The sequence below is a fragment of the Nocardioides humilatus genome (assembly GCF_008373755.1).
Lineage (GTDB): Bacteria > Actinomycetota > Actinomycetes > Propionibacteriales > Nocardioidaceae > Nocardioides > Nocardioides humilatus.
In genome coordinates, this window is sequence record NZ_VUJV01000003.1 from 315,746 (window position 1) to 336,040 (window position 20,295).

Annotated in this window: 15 protein-coding genes; 6 read left to right on the top strand and 9 right to left on the bottom strand. The window is 69.9% G+C overall.

Annotation, left to right across the window (positions count from 1 at the left end):
- Positions 1–26 precede the first annotated feature (26 nt).
- Complete coding sequence (locus F0U44_RS09355; protein WP_149728033.1) at positions 27–569, bottom strand: hypothetical protein; 543 nt, start codon at positions 567–569, stop codon at positions 27–29.
- A gap of 244 nt (positions 570–813) precedes the next feature.
- Between F0U44_RS09355 and F0U44_RS09360 the strand changes: the two genes are divergently transcribed.
- Entirely contained in the window at positions 814–2,103 is a 1,290-nt protein-coding gene (locus F0U44_RS09360; RefSeq protein WP_149728034.1) for an HNH endonuclease signature motif containing protein, read from the top strand.
- 85 nt (positions 2,104–2,188) lie between these two features.
- Here F0U44_RS09360 and F0U44_RS09365 read toward each other — a convergent pair whose 3' ends face one another.
- From F0U44_RS09365 to F0U44_RS09375, 3 genes are all read right to left on the bottom strand, one after another.
- On the bottom strand, positions 2,189–2,977 hold the full coding sequence (locus F0U44_RS09365) for a GNAT family N-acetyltransferase (RefSeq protein WP_149728035.1): 789 nt from the start codon (positions 2,975–2,977) through the stop codon (positions 2,189–2,191).
- A gap of 139 nt (positions 2,978–3,116) precedes the next feature.
- Entirely contained in the window at positions 3,117–4,943 is a 1,827-nt protein-coding gene (locus F0U44_RS09370) for an FHA domain-containing protein (RefSeq protein WP_149728036.1), read from the bottom strand.
- 10 nt (positions 4,944–4,953) lie between these two features.
- Positions 4,954–6,276 (bottom strand): protein kinase domain-containing protein, encoded by a 1,323-nt coding sequence (locus tag F0U44_RS09375; RefSeq protein ID WP_149728037.1) that lies wholly within the window; start codon positions 6,274–6,276, stop codon positions 4,954–4,956.
- A gap of 121 nt (positions 6,277–6,397) precedes the next feature.
- On the opposite strand from F0U44_RS09375, the gene F0U44_RS09380 reads away from it, so the two are divergent.
- Together F0U44_RS09380 and F0U44_RS09385 are read left to right on the top strand one after the other, a co-directional pair.
- Positions 6,398–7,096 carry a vWA domain-containing protein gene (locus F0U44_RS09380; protein WP_149728038.1) on the top strand — a complete coding sequence of 233 codons (699 nt, stop codon included), beginning with the start codon at positions 6,398–6,400 and terminating at the stop codon, positions 7,094–7,096.
- A complete protein-coding gene (locus F0U44_RS09385; protein ID WP_188113405.1) occupies positions 7,093–8,004 on the top strand; it encodes a protein phosphatase 2C domain-containing protein in 912 nt (303 codons plus the stop codon). Before F0U44_RS09380 ends, F0U44_RS09385 begins: the two co-directional genes overlap by 4 nt.
- Before the next feature lie 187 nt (positions 8,005–8,191).
- Here F0U44_RS09385 and F0U44_RS09390 read toward each other — a convergent pair whose 3' ends face one another.
- Positions 8,192–9,853, bottom strand: coding sequence for a hypothetical protein (locus tag F0U44_RS09390; RefSeq protein WP_149728040.1), 1,662 nt, complete (start codon positions 9,851–9,853; stop codon positions 8,192–8,194).
- Positions 9,854–9,945: 92 nt separating this feature from the next.
- Positions 9,946–10,758, bottom strand: a complete 813-nt coding sequence (locus F0U44_RS09395; protein WP_149728041.1) for a protein kinase domain-containing protein — start codon at positions 10,756–10,758, stop codon at positions 9,946–9,948.
- 182 nt (positions 10,759–10,940) lie between these two features.
- On the opposite strand from F0U44_RS09395, the gene F0U44_RS09400 reads away from it, so the two are divergent.
- Genes F0U44_RS09400 through F0U44_RS09410 form a run of 3 tightly spaced genes read left to right on the top strand, consistent with a single transcriptional unit; the run spans position 10,941 to position 14,440 of the window.
- A complete protein-coding gene (locus F0U44_RS09400) occupies positions 10,941–12,560 on the top strand; it encodes an FAD/NAD(P)-binding protein (protein ID WP_223163634.1) in 1,620 nt (539 codons plus the stop codon).
- 31 nt (positions 12,561–12,591) lie between these two features.
- Complete coding sequence (locus F0U44_RS09405) at positions 12,592–13,068, top strand: hypothetical protein (protein ID WP_149728042.1); 477 nt, start codon at positions 12,592–12,594, stop codon at positions 13,066–13,068.
- A gap of 1 nt (position 13,069) precedes the next feature.
- Positions 13,070–14,440 carry an FHA domain-containing protein gene (locus F0U44_RS09410; protein WP_149728043.1) on the top strand — a complete coding sequence of 457 codons (1,371 nt, stop codon included), beginning with the start codon at positions 13,070–13,072 and terminating at the stop codon, positions 14,438–14,440.
- 28 nt (positions 14,441–14,468) lie between these two features.
- Here the strand turns inward: F0U44_RS09410 and F0U44_RS09415 are convergent, their stop codons facing one another.
- The 3 genes from F0U44_RS09415 to F0U44_RS09425 form a co-directional block, all read right to left on the bottom strand.
- Positions 14,469–16,544: a cation:proton antiporter gene (locus tag F0U44_RS09415; protein WP_149728044.1), complete on the bottom strand. Its 2,076-nt coding sequence runs from the start codon at positions 16,542–16,544 to the stop codon at positions 14,469–14,471.
- Between the two features lie 86 nt (positions 16,545–16,630).
- Positions 16,631–18,466, bottom strand: coding sequence for an ABC transporter ATP-binding protein (locus F0U44_RS09420; protein WP_149728045.1), 1,836 nt, complete (start codon positions 18,464–18,466; stop codon positions 16,631–16,633).
- Entirely contained in the window at positions 18,463–20,280 is a 1,818-nt protein-coding gene (locus tag F0U44_RS09425) for an ABC transporter ATP-binding protein (RefSeq protein WP_149728046.1), read from the bottom strand. The genes F0U44_RS09420 and F0U44_RS09425 overlap by 4 nt, the downstream gene beginning before the upstream one ends.
- Between the last annotated feature and the right edge of the window lie 15 nt (positions 20,281–20,295).

Genomic DNA, 20,295 nt, shown 5'->3' on the forward strand with positions numbered 1-20,295 from the left:
GACTCACCGGCCCGGACAGGGAACGGTCAGGCGGCCACGCAGAGCACCGGCGGAGGTCCGCGGGTGGGGTGCGCCGATGACGAACGGCCGAGGAGTCTCGGGGCGATCGCAGGTGTCGCGACGTGCGCGCGGTGCGGGATCTGCGGCGTCGCCGCGTCCACCCAGCCGAGGATGACCTGGATCGCCCGGCGCCGCAGCGCGAACGCGAGCGCCGCGGCGAGACCTGCCGCCAGGTGCGCCCCGACCATGGGCCAGCTGAGCCCGAGGAACGCGTCGGGCGACCCGCCGTGCGTGTGGTGCCCACTGCCGACCAGGACGACCAGCCACGCGTGCAGCACCGCCTGCAGTCCGACCAGAGCCGGCACCACCACGCGGATCGGGGTGCGGTGTCGGAGGACGAGCACCCCGGCGCCGTACGACGTCAGCGCGACAGCGCCCAACGCCGGCACGGCCGGCAGTTCTCCCCCGGCTGCGGTGTGGGCGATCGCGAGCGCCGTAGTGGTCTCGATCGCAGCCAGTCCCGCGGACAGACGCACCCCGCGACGGGGCACCTCGCGCAGGATCAGCACCCGCTCATCCTGCCTGACCGGCCGAAGGAACCGCCGACGAGGTGACGCCAGTTCGTCGAGAAGCGGTCCTGGCTCGTCGAGTAGCAGGCGACCTTGGTTCGTCGAGTCGCCGTGCTTGGTTCGTCGAGTAGCTGGCGAGCGCAGCGAGCCGCGTATCGAGACGCCCGCACCGGCCCACGGCCTTCTCCACAGCCCTGACGCCGGTCCAGGGGTTCTGTCGGTGGTCCCGTGTTTAATACAGAACATGAACCTCGGGACCACGACCAGCAACACCCTGCTGGACGACCTCCGCGACATCCGCGTGCTCGCGACCAACGCCGCGATCCGCGAGCTCGCCTGCATCGCCCACTACGCCGAGCTCCACACCGTCACCGACGAGACCATGGCTTCGACGTTGACCGAGCGAGGTCTCGACACCGGCCTCCCCGTCGCCGGACCCGGCGCACCCCTGGTCAGCGACTTCGCGGTCATGGACCTCGCCACCGTGCTGGGCCGGTCCCTGGATTCCGGCCGCAACTACGTCGGCCAGGTCGTCGAACTGTGCTGGCGTCTCCCCCAGACCTGGGAGCGCGTCCTGGCCGGCGCCGTCCCGGTCTACAAAGCACTGCGGATCGCCGACCACACCCGCCTCCTTCCCTGGGAGGCCGCGGCGTACGTCGATGCCCACCTCGCACCGTTCGCCCACTCCTGCTCCTGGGCCCAGATCGAACGCCTCGTCGACGAAGCCCTCATCCGGTACGACCCCGACGCCGCCGCCCAGAAGGCCCGCGACGACGCCGAGACCCGCCACGTCGACCTCGGCATCAACCACGTCGGCCCCACCGGCATCGCCCACGGCACCACCGCCCTCAACCTCCCCGACGCCCTCGACCTCGAAAACGCCGTCCAACGCCGCGCCAAGCTCCTCGGCCAACTCGGCGACGACGACACCCTCGACGTCCGCCGCGCCAAAGCCCTCGGCGAGATCGCCCGCGAAGACCTGGCCCTCGACCTCGACGTCGTCGACCCCGACACCGGCGAGATCACCCGCACCATCCCCGCCCGCAAGACCGTGCTGACCTTCCACCTCAGCGAGGACGGCGTCGTCGCCAGGTGCGGCAACACCCGCACACCCCTCACCGTCGAAACCATCAAGCACTGGATGAGCACCGCGCCCGGCACAGTGATCGTGCGACCCGTCCAAGACCTCGCCGACTGCCAGCCGGTCGACTCCTACGAGATCCCCGACCGACTCCGCCACCAAGTCGAACTGGCCAGGCACCACTGCGGCTACCCCTACTGCACCCGACCAGCCGAAGCCTGCGACCTCGACCACGCGATCCCCTACGGCGAGGGCGGTCCGACCTGTGCCTGCAACCTGTGCCCCGAATGCAGAGGCCACCACAGGTTCAAAACCAGCGGCCAAGCAACCGTCCGGATCCTCAGACCCGGCGTCTACTACTGGACCACCCCCTCCGGCACCTACCTCGTCGACCCCACCGGCACCTACCCGTTGACCAGTCGACCCGGCACCGACCAACTCGAACCCGAGTAGACGTCACAGCCCGAAACCCCGCCCACCAGCGGGGTTACAGGCATGCCCGAACGCGCGCTGATGCCGAGTGCCGAGCGCCCCGCGATCACCCGGACCTGCTGACCCCTCGGGTAGCGGGCAGGGTCAGGTGGACAGACAAACCGTTCGATGTGAGCCGGATCCGGCCACGCATCCCGGTGGCGGCGAGCAGCGCCGCGGCACCGCGCTCGTCCGCTGATGCGACCAGGACAAGCTCCTCGGCCCCCGCCTCCGAAGCGAGTACACACAGCCGACGCAGCAGATTGCTACCGATACCCATGCGCCGCCAGGCCGGCGCCACCTCGAGCGTGCCTTCGGCGGGGCGGACTGGGAACAACTGGCTGAACTCTGCGGAGCCGATCACTCCGTTGCCGACCCTGGCCCTCACCCCAGTTGAGGTCTGGTCGTAGGTAACCACGGCGCCAGGGTTGGGCACCGGAGTAGCAGGCTCGCCCATTGCGGCGGCAATGTCGGTCAGCGCAGCGGCCCTCACCTGCTCGGTGGGTGACAGGTTCTTTCTGGGCCCGAGCAGGCCAGTGAGCTCGGCTTGGACGCGGGTCGGGTCGTCGATGAGTCGCCGCACTGCCGACAGCCATTGGGTCGGTTGGTCCTGGAGCTCGTGCTCAGAGCAGACCGAAACGGTGACCTCGGTGCAGCCCGCCGATTCGGTCAACTCGATCAGTCGGCTCGGCGAAACGGCGTCGGGTACCTCGACCACCAGGTCATCGGTGACGGATCCCAGGTCGGGGTAGATCTGCAGCGCGAGAATATTGACCTCCGCATCACCCAAACACCGAGCCAGCGTGGCCAGTGCTCCGGGGGAGTCGGGCAAGCGGGTGCGGATCCTGAAGAACATCCGGTCATCGTGCTTCGCCCATGTTGCAGATCAGCGTCAGGACCGTAAAAGGTGCTGGCTCGCGTGACGGGCGCGGCGCTGGGGCATTCGGTTGGCCGTTGGGTCGCTGGCGACGGGCCGCGTGGTCAGCCGGGGAATCTCAGCCGACCTGCTGCTCGGCCTGCGCGATGATCGGCTTGACCGGGTCGATGGCCCGGATCCGGCCACTAGTGACCGGGGTGCCGCTCGGGTCGAACTCCAGCGCGGTCGGGAGGCCGATGAGGCGGCCGTCGTTGTCGATCGCCATGCCGCCGGAGTTGCCGGGGGCGATGCGCGCCTCGGTGTCGAACTCGGAGCGCGGCCCGAGGTCGGGGTCGTTGAGGACGGTCGAGATCGCGCCGGTCGTGACAGTGATCGAGTCACCCGAGCCAGCCACCGCGGGGAAGCCGAGGACCGTGACGTCGTCACCGGCGCGGACGTCCTCGGACGACCCGATCGGCACGGTCGGCAGCGACACCGGAGCGGCGAGCTCGGAGCCGTCGGCCTGGGCGTAGATCTGGATGACGGCGACGTCGAGGTAGCCGTCGGCGGAGACGAGACGCGCCCGGTACTCCGGCGGCGCGGTCGTGTCGGTCATGCCGTCGGTGATCGAGATGAGGAGGAACTCGGGGTTGGCGATCGCGGCGTCGGGGCCGTACTGCTCCACGACTCCAGGTGCCTCGGGTGCTGCCACGTGAGCGTTGGTGAGGATCAGGCCGTCCGCGCGGATGATCGACCCGGAGCCTGCGTAGGTGAACTCCTGGTCGTCGCCGACGTCGTGGCTCTGCGCGACGATCTTCACCGTCGCCGCCTTGGCCGCGTCGAGCTCGGTCTCCGTCAGCTCGCCGGACGTGCCGCCGTCGGTGTCCGTGGTGCCCGTCGGCGCGATCGAGGGCGCCCCACCCATACCGCCGCTGCCGTCGTTGCGGCTCAGCACGACCGCGACGGCGGCGATCACGACGACGAGGGCGAGCACGCCGGCCGCGGTGCCGGCCACGAGAAGCCCGCGGACCAGGCGGCGCCGGACGATCCGCTTCTCCTCCTCGGCCGCCGACAGGATCGGCACGAGCGTGACCTCGGGACCCGCGATCGGGTGCCCGAGCCGCAGCTCGAGCCGCTCGTCGAACTGCTTCGAACCGACCCGTCGGCCGTTGATGTAGGTGCCCTCGTTGGACTGGTTGGTGTAGGTCCAACCGTTCGGCACTGCCGTGACGATGCCGTGCGAGCGCGACGCGGCCGGGTCGGAGAGCACGACGGTGCATTCGGGCAGCCGCCCGATCGTGATCTGCGCTGGGTGCCGGAACCGGTGCTCCTTGCCCTCCGCGACGATCAGCAGGTCCGGCCCGCTGCGCACCGGCGGCGGACCACTGGGTCCGCCCTGGCGCACGGGTCCGGCGGGCTGGGCGGCGAGCACCTGGGTCTGGTCGAGACCGGGCGCAGCCACGGGCGGTGGCGGGATCGGCGCCTTCGGGCGAGCGACGTGGGTGCCGGACGGTCCGGGCGGGGGCGGCGGTGCAAACCGGGACTGAGCCACCGGCCGCTCGCCGGGCATCGGTCCCGTCGTGGGCTCCTCGAACGACATCGCGGGCGCCGGCGGCGGCAGGGGCGCGGGCGGCGCGCCGTCCCCCGCCTCGACAACCGCCTCGACAACCGCGTCAGCCGGCGTGATGACGAACTCCGCACCCGGAGCCGCCGGGCCGCACCGCACGTGGGTCCGCCCCGTGATGGGGTACTCGCTGACGCGTCGTCCGTCGACGTAGGTCCCGAACTGGCTGCCGGTGTCGACCAGCACCCACCGGCCGTCGACCGGCCGCAGCTCGGCGTGCTGCCGCGAGACCGATCCCGCGGTCAGGACGACCTCCGCGTCGATCGCGCGACCGATCCGCACCACCGACTTCCCCTCGAGGCGGAGGACGCGGCCGTCCACCTCGACCACCAGCGGTGACATCGCAGCCGACCTAGGCGGGTGCGCCGGGCGGGATCGGCTGGCGCACCTGCACCGTCGCGTTACGGATCTGGATCCGGGCCCCGGTAACCAGCTCGATGGTGCGATCCGGATCGAGGGTGAAGCTCTGGCCCCCGGGATAGGACACCGGCCACGCGAAGTCCGACGCGTTGTGGAGTCCCCACCGGGCGGGCTCTTGGGGGTGCTGGCGCAGGTCGCCGAGCACGATCGGGTGGTCGACTCCCGAGGCCAGGTGGTCGGAACGGATCGCGGCCTGCGGGCCCACCGCGACCGTGCGCCGTCCCACCTGGAGGAGGTACGGCGGCCGCACCTGCGCGCCGTCCTGCCAGCACACCGGGTCGGGCTCGCTGTCGCTCCAGAAGTTGGTGGTGCCGCAGGTCGGGCAGGCGAGCAGGCCGTCGCGCAGCCGGTCCATCGCCTTGATCCACTGGCCCTCGGTCACCCGAGCACCGGGGCGCCCCATGCCGTCGACGAACGCCTGGACGAAGAGGTCACGCAGGAACTGCGGGTAGATGTTCCAGTACTGCTGGACGATCTCGGCCGGCCGGTTGGTGTCGTCGCCCGGGTGCATGCAGAAGAGCGGTGCGGTGCCGAAGTGCGTCATCAGCCAGTGCGCGTCGCGCATGCCGGCGTCGGTGCGCTTGCCCTCCAACGGGTGGCCGAGGAAGAGCGCGTAGAACAGCAGCACCGCCAGCGAGTGCCGGTCGGTGTCGGTGTTGGGCAGAGTCCGGTAGGTCGTGTCGCTCACGACCTCCGGCGCCATGAAGTACGGCGTCCCGAGCACTCGCCCGGTGCCGTTGTCGATGCCGACGTTGTCGTTGTCGCAGATGAGGACGTCGCCGTTGGCCGGGTCGAAGAACACGTTGCCGAAGGAGATGTCGCGATAGCACAGCCCCCGCGCGTGGAGCCGCAGGAAGCTGTAGCTCAGCTGGCGGCACAGCTCGATGATCGAGGAGAAGGAGACGTCGAGCGGCTTGCCGTCGCGGTCGGCGTTGAGGAGCAGGTAGCTCAGCTCGAGGAACCGCGCATCACGCAGGTGCATGACGTAGCCGAAGCTCGGCTGGCTCTGCACACGAGCCATGCTCAGCGGCCACAGGAAGCGGCGGTGCGGAGAACCGATCTCCACGAGCTGCTGCATCTCCTGGTACTGCTCGGTCGTCGCGCTCTCGGGCTTGTACCACTTCAGCGCGAGCGGCTCGCCGGTGTCACGGCGCACCTCGAACACGTAGCCCTGGCCGCCCTGCCCCAGAAGGGAGGTGACCCGGGCCCGGCCCAGTGGGCCGAGGTCGACCTCGACGCCCTCTGCCAGCACCATGGGTGTCGCCGACCTCCGCCTCTCGTTCCGCCGCCGAACCCCCGCATATGAGGGTTCGGTGTGTGACAATCTATAGCCTGGTCAGTGACCGCGGCGTCCAAACCCGGTAACAGGAGATGGCATGAGCGACCGCCTGGGGGGCGCCCTTGCGCGCAAGCCCCTTCACTTCATTTTCGTGCTCGACGTATCGGGCTCGATGATGCGCGGCGGCCGGATCCAGGCGCTCAACAACGCCATCTCCGAAGTGCTGCCGCACCTGAGGGACGAGGCCCGCGCCAACCCCCACGCCGAGCTCCTGATCCGCGTCCTGGCCTTCGCCAACGAGCCCCGCTGGGTCATCGAGCAGCCGACGTCGGTCGAGGAGATCCACTGGGAGCGGCTCGAGGCCGTGCCGCGCGGCTTCACCGAGCTCGGCAGCGCCCTCCTGACGCTCACCGACGCGCTGTCGCACCTCGATGAGACCTCCAGCGCCTATCCCCCGGCGATCATCCTGGTCTCCGACGGTCGCCCGACGCAGAGCAGCGGTACGACGTTCGCCGAGGGCCTGCAGGCACTGCTCAACAACCGGTGGGGCGCGACCGCCGTACGGCTGGCGCTCGGTGTCGGTCGCGACGCCGACATGCACTCCCTGCGCCGGTTCATCGGTGACGAGGACGTCCCGCTCCTGCGGGCCGACAATCCTGAGCAGCTGGTCGAATACATCGTCTGGGCGTCCAAGGCCGCCAGCAAGGTCGCGTCGCGGCCGGTGGTCGGCGGCGGCGGACTCACCTCCGTCCCGCCCAGCCCGATCGGCGATCCGATCTGGAGCACCCTCGGGTGACCCTCGAACCACCGTCGGGCGCGCCGAGCTGGGTCGTCCTCTCCGGATCCACGATCGGGTCGGTCCACGTGCGCGACCACCTGCCGCTGCAGGACTCGATCCACACCTGGACCAACGGCGTCCAGGCCGTCGTGGCAGTCGCTGACGGCCACGGTCACCGGGCCCACTTCCGCAGCGACACCGGCTCGGCCCTCGCCACCGTGAGCGCGGTGGAGGAGCTGCGCCGGGTCCTCGGCGACCTGACCGACCCCGAGACTGCCGCTGACGTGGTCGCGACGGCCGCCGCCGCGATCGTCGACACCTGGGTCGCGAAGGTCGAGCACCACATCGAGGCCAACCCCTACGACGGCTCGGACGACCGGCAGGCCGCAGCGCTCCACGACCCGTTGCGCCCCTACGGCACGACGATCCTGGCCGCCGCCGTGACGGGAGACCTGCTCGTCGTGCTCCAGATCGGCGACGGCGACTCCGTCATCGTCACCGACCAGGGCGAGGCGATGCGGGCGGTGCCTGACGACCCGCAGCTCGACGGCCTCCACACCAGCTCGCTTTGCGAGCCCGACCCGCTGAGCGCCCTGCGCACCGCGGTCATCGACACCCGGGTCGAGGACGTCGCCCTGGCCTTCCTGTGCACCGACGGCTTCGGGACGTCCCGCGTCGATGCTGAGGGCTGGTGGCGCCAGACAGGCGAGCAGCTCGTCGACTTCGGCCGCACCCGCGGTCTCGACTGGATGCGCGACCAGCTGCCCGGCTGGCTCGAGGAGCCCGCTCAGATCGGCGGCGACGACACCTCGATGGTGATCATCGTCCGGGGCGACCTGGGTGCCGGGGCTGGCTCGGGTGAGCGTCCGGTCGACCCGCACCGCACGCTCACCGCCGAGCTCGCCAATACTCTTGAGCGCCCCTGAGCCTTGGTTTCGAGGCTCGTCGCTAGCGCTCCTCGCACCTCAACCAGCGGCCTCTCGCCTCTGAGTTGCCGAGGCATGAGTGCGCGGCAGCGTGGCGCGTCGCGGCGAAGCCGCACGGCGGGGCGTCCCTAGGCCGAGCGAAGCGACGGTCCGGGTGGCGCCGCGCCGTCCGCGACACGCTCGCGCACTAGAAAATAAGTTTGTACAACTTCTCGGGGTCGCCCTGGCCCTTGTCGTACATCTGCAGGTAGCAGCCGCAGTCGAAGTCGTCGATGTAGAGGACGCCGAAGCTGGAGCCGCTGTCCTGCTCCTCGACGTAGCCGTAGATCTTGCCCTGCTCCGGCTCGTCGTCGTCCTGCTGACCGTTGCTGTTGTCGTCGTTGTACCAGTAGTCGACGACGAGTCGGCCGTCCTGGTTGGTCAACGTCTTGGCATTGGTGCGGTAGCGGCGCAGGTCGGCGCCCTTGTCGAAGCGACCGACCCAGGTGCGGCGACCCGAGCGACGGCACTCGCTCTCCTCGGTCTCGCCGCCCGTCTCGGTCGGGATCCGCCGGCAGTTGACGATGCCGAACAGGGTGTTGAAGTCCTTGACGGCGAGGTCGGTGGGACCGTCGGGCGGCGTGACCGTGGCCGACACCGCTTCGAAGGTCTGGTCGAGCTGGTCGGCAGACACCCCGGTGCTACCGGTGACCTCGGCCGACTGCTTGCCGGCCGCGCTGTCCCAGTAGACGAGGGCTGCAGCGGTGCTCTCCGGGTCGGCCGTCGTCGGGTCGAAGCGGTAGTAGGCACCCGAGTCGACGTCGGAGACGATCGTGCCCTCGGCGGTGTTGAGGTGGCGCCGGCGAGCGGCGGTCAGCTCAGCGTCGGAGGCGTACGTCGTCAGCACCATCGTGCCCTGCGGGAAGGTGCACTCGATCTTCTCGGTCTGCCCCGACTGCGGGGTGCCGGCCGCGCACGAGTCGAGGCCGGAGGTGACCATCGTCGCCAGGCTCGCGTAGCGCGTGTTGAGCGCGTCGAAGCTGACGTCCGGGCCCTCCGACGTCGGGTCGCTCGTGGCCGAGCTGTCCGACTTCTTCGGGTCGTCGGGGTCCTTCTTGTCGTCGCCCGAGAGCGCGACCACGGTGACGACGCCGCCACCGACCAGCACGACGCCGGCCACGACACCGACCACGATCGGCCAGAGCTTGCGCTTCTTGGCCGGCGGCGGCTGCCCGTAGGGGCTGAACGTCTGGGTCGCCGCGGGCGGCGGGGCGCCGTAGGAGCCGGCACCGACCGGGCTCGGCGCTCCGGCGGACGGCGGGGGCGAATAGCTGGGGGCGCTGGAGCCGGAGCTCGGCCAGACCGGCGCGGTCGGCGCGGGAGCCGGAGCCGAGGGTCCGGGCGGGCTCATCGGCGGGGGCGCGCCGGGTGAGGTCATCGGCGGCTGGCCGGGCGACGGCAGACCCGTCGGGGGCAGCATCGTGGCCGGACCGGCCGGCGGCGGGGCCGGGGAGGACGCGTGCTGGGTGCGGTAGCGACGTACTTGCTGGTCGTTGACCTTGCCGATCGCGTAACCGAGCACGGCCAGCGCCCACATCGCACCGCCGACGTCGGCACTGCCGCGGTCGCGTGCGAGCCGGGCTCCAGCCTCGCTGACGGCCCGGTCGGAGTCGGCGCCACTGTCGAGCATCGTGGTCATCGCCTGGAAGGCACCGAGTCGGACGGCGTCGACCAGGAGGTTGATGTCTCCGGTGGTCGCGCTGTCCTCGTCGAGGTAGTCGTCGAGCGCACCGCGGAAGCTGTCAGCGTCGTTGAACAGCTCCCGGCCCTGGCTCTGCCCCAGGGCGTACAGGCTCTCGTGCAGTTCCATGAATCTCCCCGTCGGTGGAATTCTTCGCCGGACCGGCCTGCGAATCCTACTTTCGCAGCGGACCGTGGTGCGTCACCGCACCGGTGGTGGGCTCAGACGCCGGCGCCGAGGCCGGTTGCGATGCCCGACGCACGCTCGGCGACCTCGGCCGCTGTCCGCGGGCGGGCGGTCACGTCGGTGGCCAGGCACGCCCCGATCAGCTCCGCCGCGGCGGGTGGCAGGTCGGGGGCGAGCGTCGGATGCGAGGCAAGGATCGAACGGACGAGCAGCAGCGGCTCGGTGTTGCGCAGGTCGCCGTAGACGCCCCGTCCCGTGAGGGCGTAGTGGAGGCAGGCGCCGAGGGACCAGATGTCACTGGCGCGCGATGCCGCAGCGCCCAGCATGATCGCCGGGTCGGTGAACTCCAGGCCGATCTGCCCCAGCCCGGTCATCACCATGCCGGGCGACAACAGCTGCGAGAGCCCGAGGTCCGAGAGCCGGCCGCCGTCGTCGGCGATCAAGATGTTGGCGGGCTTGATGTCGCGGTGGGCGATGCCCCGTTCGTGCAAGGCGTGCGCCGCGAGGGCGGCGTCGCGCACCGCCGCCACGGCCCGGCCCTTGTCGAGGCTGGTGTTGGGCTGCTCGAGCGACCCGAGCGGGAGATACTCCATCGCGTAGTAGAAGGCGCCGCCGTGCCGGCCCGCGTCGTAGACCGCGACGAGGCGGTCGGAGTCGGCGACGCTGAAGTGCTTCAGCTCGCGGGTCGCCCGGCGGAACGCGTCGTCGGACGTCGGACCGGCGATGACCTTGACGACGACCTCGCTGGCCGGGATGCCGAGGCGAGCAGGTGCGTTCGCCAGGTAGTTGGTGCCGTAGTTCGACTCCCCCAACGGCCTGATGAACTCATAGTCCGCGATGCCCTGCACGCGTTCCTCCGATGCTCTCTCGGGCGCTCCCGCCCTGGGAATCCTCAGCATTGCATGTGCCACCGGCGCGGCTCATCAAAACCCGCCAGGACGGTTCAGGATTCAACGGCGCGTCAGCGGGTAGCCGGTGTAGCGTTCCGGACGCACCTGGGGCGGCACCTTCCGACGATGAAGGAGACACGTTGATCGAGCCCACTGCAGCGTCGGTGGTACCGACCACAGATCCCAACACCTACCTGCCCGCACAGCCGATGCCGGCTGGCGACCTCACCGACCAGATGCTCGCCACCGACATCTGGACCGACGAGCTGGTCGCCGGGGCGGGCATCCCGATCGTCGACGTACCTTTCGTCACTGTCGGCTCGGGCATCGGCAGCTTCGTGACCGTCGACTACCTGCGGATCGCTGGCGTGCCCACCTCGCAGATGCGCGTGCTCGGCACGCTCGACCACCCGTGGCAGACCTACGAGTACCTCACCCGGGTGTCCCAGATCCCCCGCGGCGAGCGGCTCCGCTCCGACTCCGCCTCGCGGCCGGACAACATCTGGGGCTTCCCGTCCTACGGCTTCGCCGAGGGCATGAAGACCTTCAACCTCAAGGTGCTGTTGGGGCTCTTCACCGAGCCGATCTTCGCCGACTACTACACGCCGAAGGCCGGCCAGGCCTTCGAGGGCATGGAGCGCGAGAAGAACCGCATCGGCTACGACGAGATGCTCGTCAAGGGCCTGGTGCGCATCGTGCGTCGGCGGTACGGCGGCGGCTACTTCACGATCCTGACGCCCCCCGAGGGTGCGTCGGCCACGAAGCGGGTGGCGTTCCGCTCGCAATACGTGCACCTCGCAGTCGGTTACCCCGGGCTGAAGTTCCTGCCCGAGCTCCAGCGCTACCGCACCGATCACAACGACTACCGCCACATCGTCAACGCCTACGAGTCCCACGAGCACGTCTACGAGCGGCTCCTGCAGCAGCCGAGCACCGTGATGGTGCGCGGCGGTGGCATCGTCGCTGCGCGCGTGCTCCAGCGGCTGATGGACGACCGCCTCATCAAGGGCGCGCAGACCAACATCGTCCACCTGTTCCGCACCTACTACCACGGCACCAACGACGGCTACGGCAACGAGGAGGACCCGCGCCCCGGCGGCGGGAAGACCCGGTTGTTCATGCGTCGGCGCGGCGAGAACGGCTGGGCCTACCAGGGCTTCAACTACCCGAAGTCGGTGTGGGGCGGCCAGCTGAAGAAGCAGGTGCGCGGACTGGAGGGCGAGCAGCGCGCCGAGCTCTACAAGCGCATGGGCGGCACCAACACCCCGTGGCGCAAGCTGTGGCAGAAGCAGATGAACCAGGGCAGACGTGAGGGCTGGTACACCTGCCTGGTCGGCACCGTCGACGACATGCAGCCCAACGGCGAGCGGATCGTCAACCACGTCAAGACCAACCAGGGCGTGGTGCCGGTCGAGGTCGACTTCGTCATCGACTGCACCGGCCTGGAGGCCGACATCGCCGAGCACCGTCTGCTCAAGGACCTCCTCGACCACGGTGGCGCGAGTCGCAACCCCAGCGGTCGGCTCAACGTCGACCGCAACTTCGAGCTGATCGGCACCCGGTCGGGCAGCGGCGCGATGTATGCCTCCGGGGCGACGACGCTCGGCGGCTACTTCCCCGGCGTCGACACCTTCCTGGGGCTACAGGTCGCCGCGCAGGAGATCTACCTCGACCTCAACAAGCGGAAGTTCTGCAAGCGCATCGGGCCGGTGCGCTCGACGCTGCAGTGGTGGAAGTGGCTCTTCGGGAGCAAGCCGTGACCGTCCCGTCGACCTCTCGAGGAGTCATCTGATGCTGCCCACCCTCAACGGGCGCCTGCAGACCCGGATCTTCATGCTCGTCGTCTTCGGCGGCATCATCACGTTCTTCATCACGCCCGTGCTGCCCGACGGTCTCCCCGGCGTGCCCGGGTTCAGCGGCGACCTCTACCAGGTCACCTACGTCATCTTGGCCACCGTGCTGGTGCTCGGCATCTTGTGGGAGCTGCTCTACCACCTGATCCAGCAGTTCCGGTGGGAGAAGGACTGGCCGACCATGTTCGGCCTCATCACCGCGATCAACGAGGGCGCCCTGGTGTGGCTGCTGCTTGAGCTCGGCCTGGTGCCGGGCATGCCCGACGGCTTCTACGACGGCGAGCTCACCTCGACCTTCTTCTGGGCCTTCTTCATCGACTTCTCGGTGATCTGGTTCATCGTCTGGATCTGGACCAACGGGCCGATGCGGGTCCCGCTCATCAAGTGGCGCTTCTTCGGCGGAAGGATCGTGTGACGTGAAGCAGTCAGCAGAGGACTGGGCAAGGGCGACTGTCGTCCCCGGCGCGGGCGAGGGCACGCTCGCGCGGGTGGGACCGGTGGTCCTGCTCGTCGGCTCGACCGACGCCGAGGTCGTGCGCCCCTACGTCGACCACGCGCTCATGGTCGCGGCCAACGGCGGCCAGGGCCGCCAGCTCGTGCGTGGCTACGCGCTGATGCTGTCGACGGGCGAGCAGTCCCCTGGTTTGGCGGCGCTGGCCCCGCACGACACCGGACTCGCGGTCTTCGTCGACGGTGACGCGGTCGTGATGGTCGGTGACCAGAGGATCTCCGGTGCCGACTCGCTGGCCTGGGTCGAGAAGCTGGTCCCCTGGCCGGTCGACGAGGTCACCGTGACCCTCCCGGGCGCGAGCCCGGCTGATCCCGGCTCGTCCTTCCGTCTCGACGGCGGTGTGATCCAGGCCGGGTCGTTCGTCGTGCCCGCCGGCGACACCGGCAGCGGCGCGATGATGATGGCCGCTCCCCAGATCGACACGATGGGCGTGCCGGCCGAGGAGCTCCTCAAGGACGACACGGCCGACGACATGGAGCCGGTGCCCGCCGCGCCTCCGGCAGCCGCGCCGGCAACTCCCGTGGACCCGGTCTGGCCCGAGACCCCCGCTCCCCCGGCCCCACCGGCCCCGGAGCCGGTCATGGCCGACGACCACGCCGGGCACGACCACGCCGGGCACGACCACCCGCACCAGCCGGCCGCTCCGGCTGCGCCCGCGGGCCGCCCGCTGCCGCCTCCGCAGGCCGACGAGCGCGTCGAGTTCCAGTCGGTGCTCATCAACGACCTCGACGACGACGACTTCGCGCCGCTGCCGATCGTCGACGACCCGAGCGTCATCGAGGCGACACCGGGAACGCCCCGCGAGGAGGTGCGCGGCGTCTATTGCAAGAACCGCCACTTCAACGACCCGCGCCAGCTCTTCTGCGCGATCTGCGGCATCAACATGGTGCAGCAGACGCCGGTGCTGGTGAACGGCGTACGACCGCCGCTCGGCGTCGTGGTGCTCGACGACGGCTCGGTCTTCCAGCTCGACACGCCCTATCTGCTGGGGCGCGACCCCAACGCCGACGAGCGGGTGCAGGCCGGAGACTTCCGCGGGCTGCCGATCATCGACCAGTCCAACCAGGTCTCCCGCGTCCACGCGCGGCTCGAGCTGCGCGGGTGGGACGTCGTGTTGATCGACAACAGCTCGACCAACGGCACCTTCATCCACGTGCCCAAGACCCCGGACTGGCAGCGGCTCCCCTCGGGCGCCGAGCACGTCTTGGTGCAGGGCACGCGGATCCGCATCGGGCACCGCACCCTCGCCTACAACACCCACGCCGGCGGGGCCTGAGCCGAGGCTCAGGCGGCCGCCGCCGCGATCAGGCGTCGGCGGTCGCGCCCAGTTCGACGGTCGCGAAGTCGACCGGTACGGCGGCTGGCTCGGCTTTCGCGCCGATGGACGCACCGCCACCGGCGGCCGCGACGTCGACGACCACCGGAACCAGCCCCGAGGCGGCGTCGGGCGCGATCGGGTCGGTCACCTGCACTCCGCGCGCTTCGAGAGCCTCGCGCACCGCTTCGACGCGACGGCTGTCTCCGGCGACTTGGAGCGGCACGTCCCGGGCGATCGCGAGGCGGGCCCCGAGCACGACGGCTGACTCACCGTCGGAGTCGGCACTGAACGTGACCGCGACCGGGGCACCGGTCGGCAGCTGCTCCGTGCCGGCGGCGACGACGGCCGCGGGGCAGTCGATCACGGCGAGCACGCCGGCGCCGGACGGATCGTCGGACCACATCACGACGCCCTGCGGGAGCAGCACCTGAGCCAGCTCGACCAGGTCGCCCTGGACGTCAGCGCTGGGGTGCGCGATCACGCGCACCGGCACGCCGGCCGTCTCGCCCGCGCGGACGAGGACCTGTTGACGCTCCATCGCTGCAGCCATCTCGGCGAGCTCGCCGGTCAGGCCGCTGCCCATCTCGAGCAGACGGCCCTGCGGCTGCAGGTCGGCGATCACGATCTCGGCCGGACGGGCGCCGGCGAGCATCGCCACCGCGACCTCCACCGCGACGTCGTTGGCTGCATCCGGGCGACTCAGGACGAGGATCCGGTCGACGGCCTCGTCGCCGAGCGCTGCGCGATCGGCCTCGGCGATGTCGCGGGCCACCCGGCGCTGCGGATAGGTGAAACCGAGCAGCGGGCCGGTCATGACCGTGGTGACCAGGGCCATGATCACCATCATCGTGAAGAGCTCCGTGCTCAGTAGGCCCTTCTCCAGTCCGACGTTGAGGATGATGAGCTCGGTCAGACCGCGGGTGTTCATCAGCAGACCGAGCGAGCTCGCCTGCCAGTGCGGCACACCCTGCAGCTTGGCGCCGACGTAGGCACCGACGTATTTGCCGACGATCGCGACCGTGAGGATGGCGAGCAACGGGAGGATGTGCTCGGTGCCCAGGCCCCGGATGTCGACCTTGAGACCGGACAGCAGGAAGAAGACCGGCAGCAGCAGCAACACCGAGATCTGCTCGAGACGCACCAGGATCTCGTGGCGCAGGGCGGCGGCGTTCTCGTGCGGGATGATCGCGCCGAAGAGGAATGCGCCGAAGATGAAGTGGATCCCGACGAGCTCGGTGGCCGCCGCGAACAGCAGGATGCCGACCAAGACGACGCTGAGGATCGTCGGCGTCAGCTCACCGGCCTTCTGGTAGGCCTTCGGCAGCCAGCCCAGCGCCGGCCGGACCACGAAGATCGCGAACAGGACGAACGGGATCGCCAGATAGATCGCCCAGCTCGGCAGGTGCCCGTGGCTCCCCTCGATGCCCGAGGTGGCGAGCACCACGGCCAGCAGCGTCCAGGCGATGATGTCATCGGTCGCGGCACAGGCCAGGGCGAGGGCACCGGTCTCGGTGCGGTGCATCCGGCGGTCGGTGAGGATCCTGGCGAGCACCGGGAACGCGGTTATCGACATCGCAGCGCCCATGAACAGCGCGAACGGCCAGAAAGCGACACCGTCGGGTTTCAGCCCAGCGGTCGAGTCGTTCTCCACGAAGATCTTCGCCAGCCCGATGCCGAGGCTGAACGGCAGCACGATCGAGCAGACTGACACCGATCCGGCGACCTTTTCCCGCCCCTTGACCAGCGCCACGTCGAGCTCGAGGCCGACGACGAACATGAAGAGCACCAGCCCGACCCGGGCCAGCACCTCCAGGAAGCCCCGTTGCTCGATGGGGAACAGGTCCGTGCTCAGCTGCATGCCGAGCAGGCTCGGGCCGAGCAGGACACCTGCGGCGATCTCGCCGACCACCGGCGGGATGCCGACCTTGGCGACGAGGGTGCCCGCGAGGCGAGCGACGACGATGATCAGCGCCAGCAGTCCGAGGATAACCGCGATATCGACCAGCTTGGCCGTCACGATCGGCTCCGCGGCCGTGCCCGTCCAAGCGATGACGTGAGACATGGATCCTCCTCAGGAGTTCGAGCCGGCGTCAGCCTATTGGGCCGCTCCCTGCCGGGCACCCAAACACGAAGAATCCGGCGCAGGGGCTACGCGAGCGAGTCCACCCACGCCTGGTGGAGGTCGGAGAACCGACCCTGCCCGCCGGCGATCAGCTCCTGCGGGGCGCCGTCCTCGACGATGCGCCCGTGCTCCATGACGATCACCCGATCAGCGATCTGCACGGTCGAGAGCCGGTGGGCGATGATCACCGCCGTGCGGCCGGCCAGCACCGTGCGTAGCGCCTGCTGCACGAGCCGCTCGGACGGCACGTCGAGCGAGGAGGTGGCCTCGTCGAGGATCAGCACCGCAGGATCGGCGAGGAAGGCCCGAGCGAACGCCACGAGCTGGCGTTGACCTGCGCTCAGTCGTCCACCCTGGTTGGCGACCTGGGTGTCGTAGCCGTCGGGCAGGGCGGTGATGAAGTCGTGGGCGCCGAGGGCGCGGGTGGCGGATTCGACGTCGGCCATCGTGGCGTCCGGACGGCCGAACCGGATGTTGTCGGCGATGGACCCGGAGAACAGGTAGTTCTCCTGGGTCACCATGACCACCGCACGACGCAACGCCTCCGACGTGAGGTCGCGCAGGTCGATCCCGTCGAGCCGCACCTCGCCCTCGGTCGGGTCGTAGAACCGGGTCGCGAGCTTGGCCACCGTCGTCTTGCCGGCGCCGGTGGTGCCGACGACCGCGAGGGTCTGACCGGCCGGCACCCGGAGGTCGAGGTCGCGCAGCACCAGCCGGTCCTCGACGTAGGCGAAGTCGACGTCGCTGAAGTGCACCTCGCCGCGCGCCGCCGCCAAGGAGGCGGGCTCGGTCGGTTCGGGGACGCTCGGCTGCTCCCGCAGCACCCCCGCCAGCTTGTCGAGCGCAGCCGAGGCCGACTGGAAGGTGTTGTAGAACTGCGAGATCTCCATCATCGGCTCGAAGAACTGACGCAGGTAGAGCAAGAACGCGGCCAGCACACCGACCGTCACCTCCCCGTGGAAGGCGAGGTAGCCGCCGTAGAGCAAGACGACGGCGATCGTGACGTTGCCGATCAGCCGGATGCCGGGCATGAACCAGGCGACGAGCCGGAACGCGACGAGGTTGGCCCCGCGGTACTGGTCGTTGACGTCGTCGAAGATCGCCTGGTTGCGGGGCTCGCGGCGGAACGCCTGGACCGCGCGGATGCCGCCCATCGACTCGACGAAGTGGACGATGACCAGCGCGACCTTCTCGCGGGTGACCCGATAGCTCTTGGCCGAGGACTTCCGGAACCAGTTGGTGATCCACCACAGGAACGGGCCGCAGCACAGCGCGACGAGGCCGAGCTTCACGTCGAGGAAGAGGAGCAACCCGGCCGTGCCGACCAGGGTCAGGGCGGCGGTGACCAGCCCGTCGAACCCGGTCTCGAGCATCTCGTAGATCGCGTCGACGTCGGAGGTCTGGCGCGAGATGACGCGGCCCGAGGTGTATTCGTCATGGAAGGCCGGGCTCAGCGCCTGGAAGTGGCGGAACACGCGACGCCGTACCTCGAACAGCACGTCTTGACCGACCTTGCCCGAACGCACCAGGAAGAGGTTGCGGGCGATGGCCTGGGTGATGGTCGCGCCCAGCACGATGCCGACGATGACGAGCAACGGCTCGAGGTTGTTGTCGGCGCGGATGGGCGGGATGCCGTTGTCGATGCCCTCCTTGACCAGGTAGGGGATCGAGAGCCGCGCAGCGTTTTCGACGAGCACGATCGCCACGAGCGTCCAGATCGCCCACTTGTAGGGCTGCAGCAGCTCGCGCAGCAGCGCGCCCGAGCCGCCGACGAACCGTCGCTCGATGCGCTCGTTGGCCTCGTCGTCGTCGACCTTGGCGATGCCGCGCCACTGCGTTGAACCTCGCGGGGTGGCCGTCATGAGAGGGCCTCCTCGAGCGACGGGTCGGCGGCGAGGAGCTCGCGGTAGGCGGGCACGGTCACCAGCAGCTCGCGGTGGGTCCCGACGTGGGTGATCGTGCCGCCCTGGAGCAGGGCGACCCGGTCGGCGAGCAGCACCGTCGAGGCGCGGTGGGCCACGATCAGACCCGTGGTGTCGGCGAGCACCCGGCGCAGCGCTTCCTCGACGAGCGCCTCGGTGTGCACGTCGAGTGCGGACAGGGTGTCGTCGAGCACGAGTACGGCGGGCCGGGCGAGCACCGCGCGGGCGAGCGCGAGCCGCTGCCGCTGACCACCGGACAGCGCCATGCCCTGCTCGCCGATCCGGGTGTCGAGGCCCCACGGCAGGTCGCGGGCGAAGCCGGCCTGGGCGACGTCGAGCGCCTCCTCGATCTCGGCGTCCGTCGCGTCGGCGCGACCCAGCGTGAGGTTCTCCCGAGCGCTCATCGAGAAGAGGGTCGGGTCCTCGAAGGCGGTGGCCACCAGCTGGCGCAGGTGGACCAGCTCGAGGTCGCGGAGGTCGACGCCGTCGATCGTGACCGAGCCACCGGTGACGTCGTAGAGGCGCGGCACCAGAGCCGTGAGGGCCGTCTTGCCCGAGCCCGTCGCCCCGACCACGGCGACCGTCTCGCCGGGACGGATGTCGAGGCTGAGGTCACGCAGCACCGGCTCGTCGGGCGCGTCGGGGAAGGCGAAGTCGACGTGCTCGAAGCGCAGATGACCGCGGGGCTCCGTGATCACCCGGCTGCCGCTGACGATCTCGGACTCGGTGTCGAAGATCTCCAGGATGCGCGCCGCCGACGTCATCGCCTCCTGGGCCATCGCGAGGATCACGCCGAGCGAGGACACCGGCCAGACCAGGGACAGCATCAAGGTGATGAAGGCGACCAGCTCGCCCGGGGTGAGGGCGCCCCGGCCGACGCCGATGGCGCCGAACAGCAGCACCACGACGACGGCGCAGTTGGGGATGACCTCCAAGAAGGTCCAGAACCGCGCGGACAGCCGCACCTTCTCCATCGAGGTCGCGTGGAGCTGGCGCGCGGCGGTCTCGTACTGCTCGCTGATGTAGCCGCTGCGACCGAACGACTTGATGACGCGGATCGCAACCGCGGCCTCCTCGGCCCGGGTCGCGAGGTCGCCCTGCTCGTCCTGCACCTTGCGAGAGACGAGGACGTATTCCTTCTCGAACCGCATCGACAGCCACACGATCGGCGCGGCAGTGAAGGCGACGACCAGGCCGAGCGGCCAGTACATCGTCAGCAGCACCCCGGTCACGGCGGTGACCTGCAGGATGTTGATCAGCAAGAAGAGCATCCCGAAGCCGAAGAACCGTCGGATCGAGGACAGGTCGGTGGTCGCGCGCGACAGCAGCTGCCCCGACTGCCAGCGGCTGTGGAAGCTCATCGGCAGCGCCTGCAGGTGCGCGTAGAGGTCGCCCCGCATCACCGTCTCGACGTTGAGGACCGCGTTGGACTGCACCCAGCGCCGCCACCACGTCAAGAACGCCTCGAGAACGCCGAGTGCGAGGACCGCGAGACCCAGCGGCAACACCGGGTCGATCTCACCGTCAGTGATGGGGCCGTCGATGAGGGCCTTGATCACGAGCGGGATCGCGATGGCCACGACGATGCCGGCGAGGGCCGTGCCGAGCATGACCGCGAGCGCTCCGCGATGCGGGCGGAGGTAGGACCGCAGGCGCCACAAGGAGTGGACGCCTGCGGGAGGCAGTCGGTCCGGATCAGCCCCGAGCGGGTCGCGCTCTGACTGACCAGGACGCTGAGGCGTGGAGGTCGTCATCGGTATCCCGAGGTT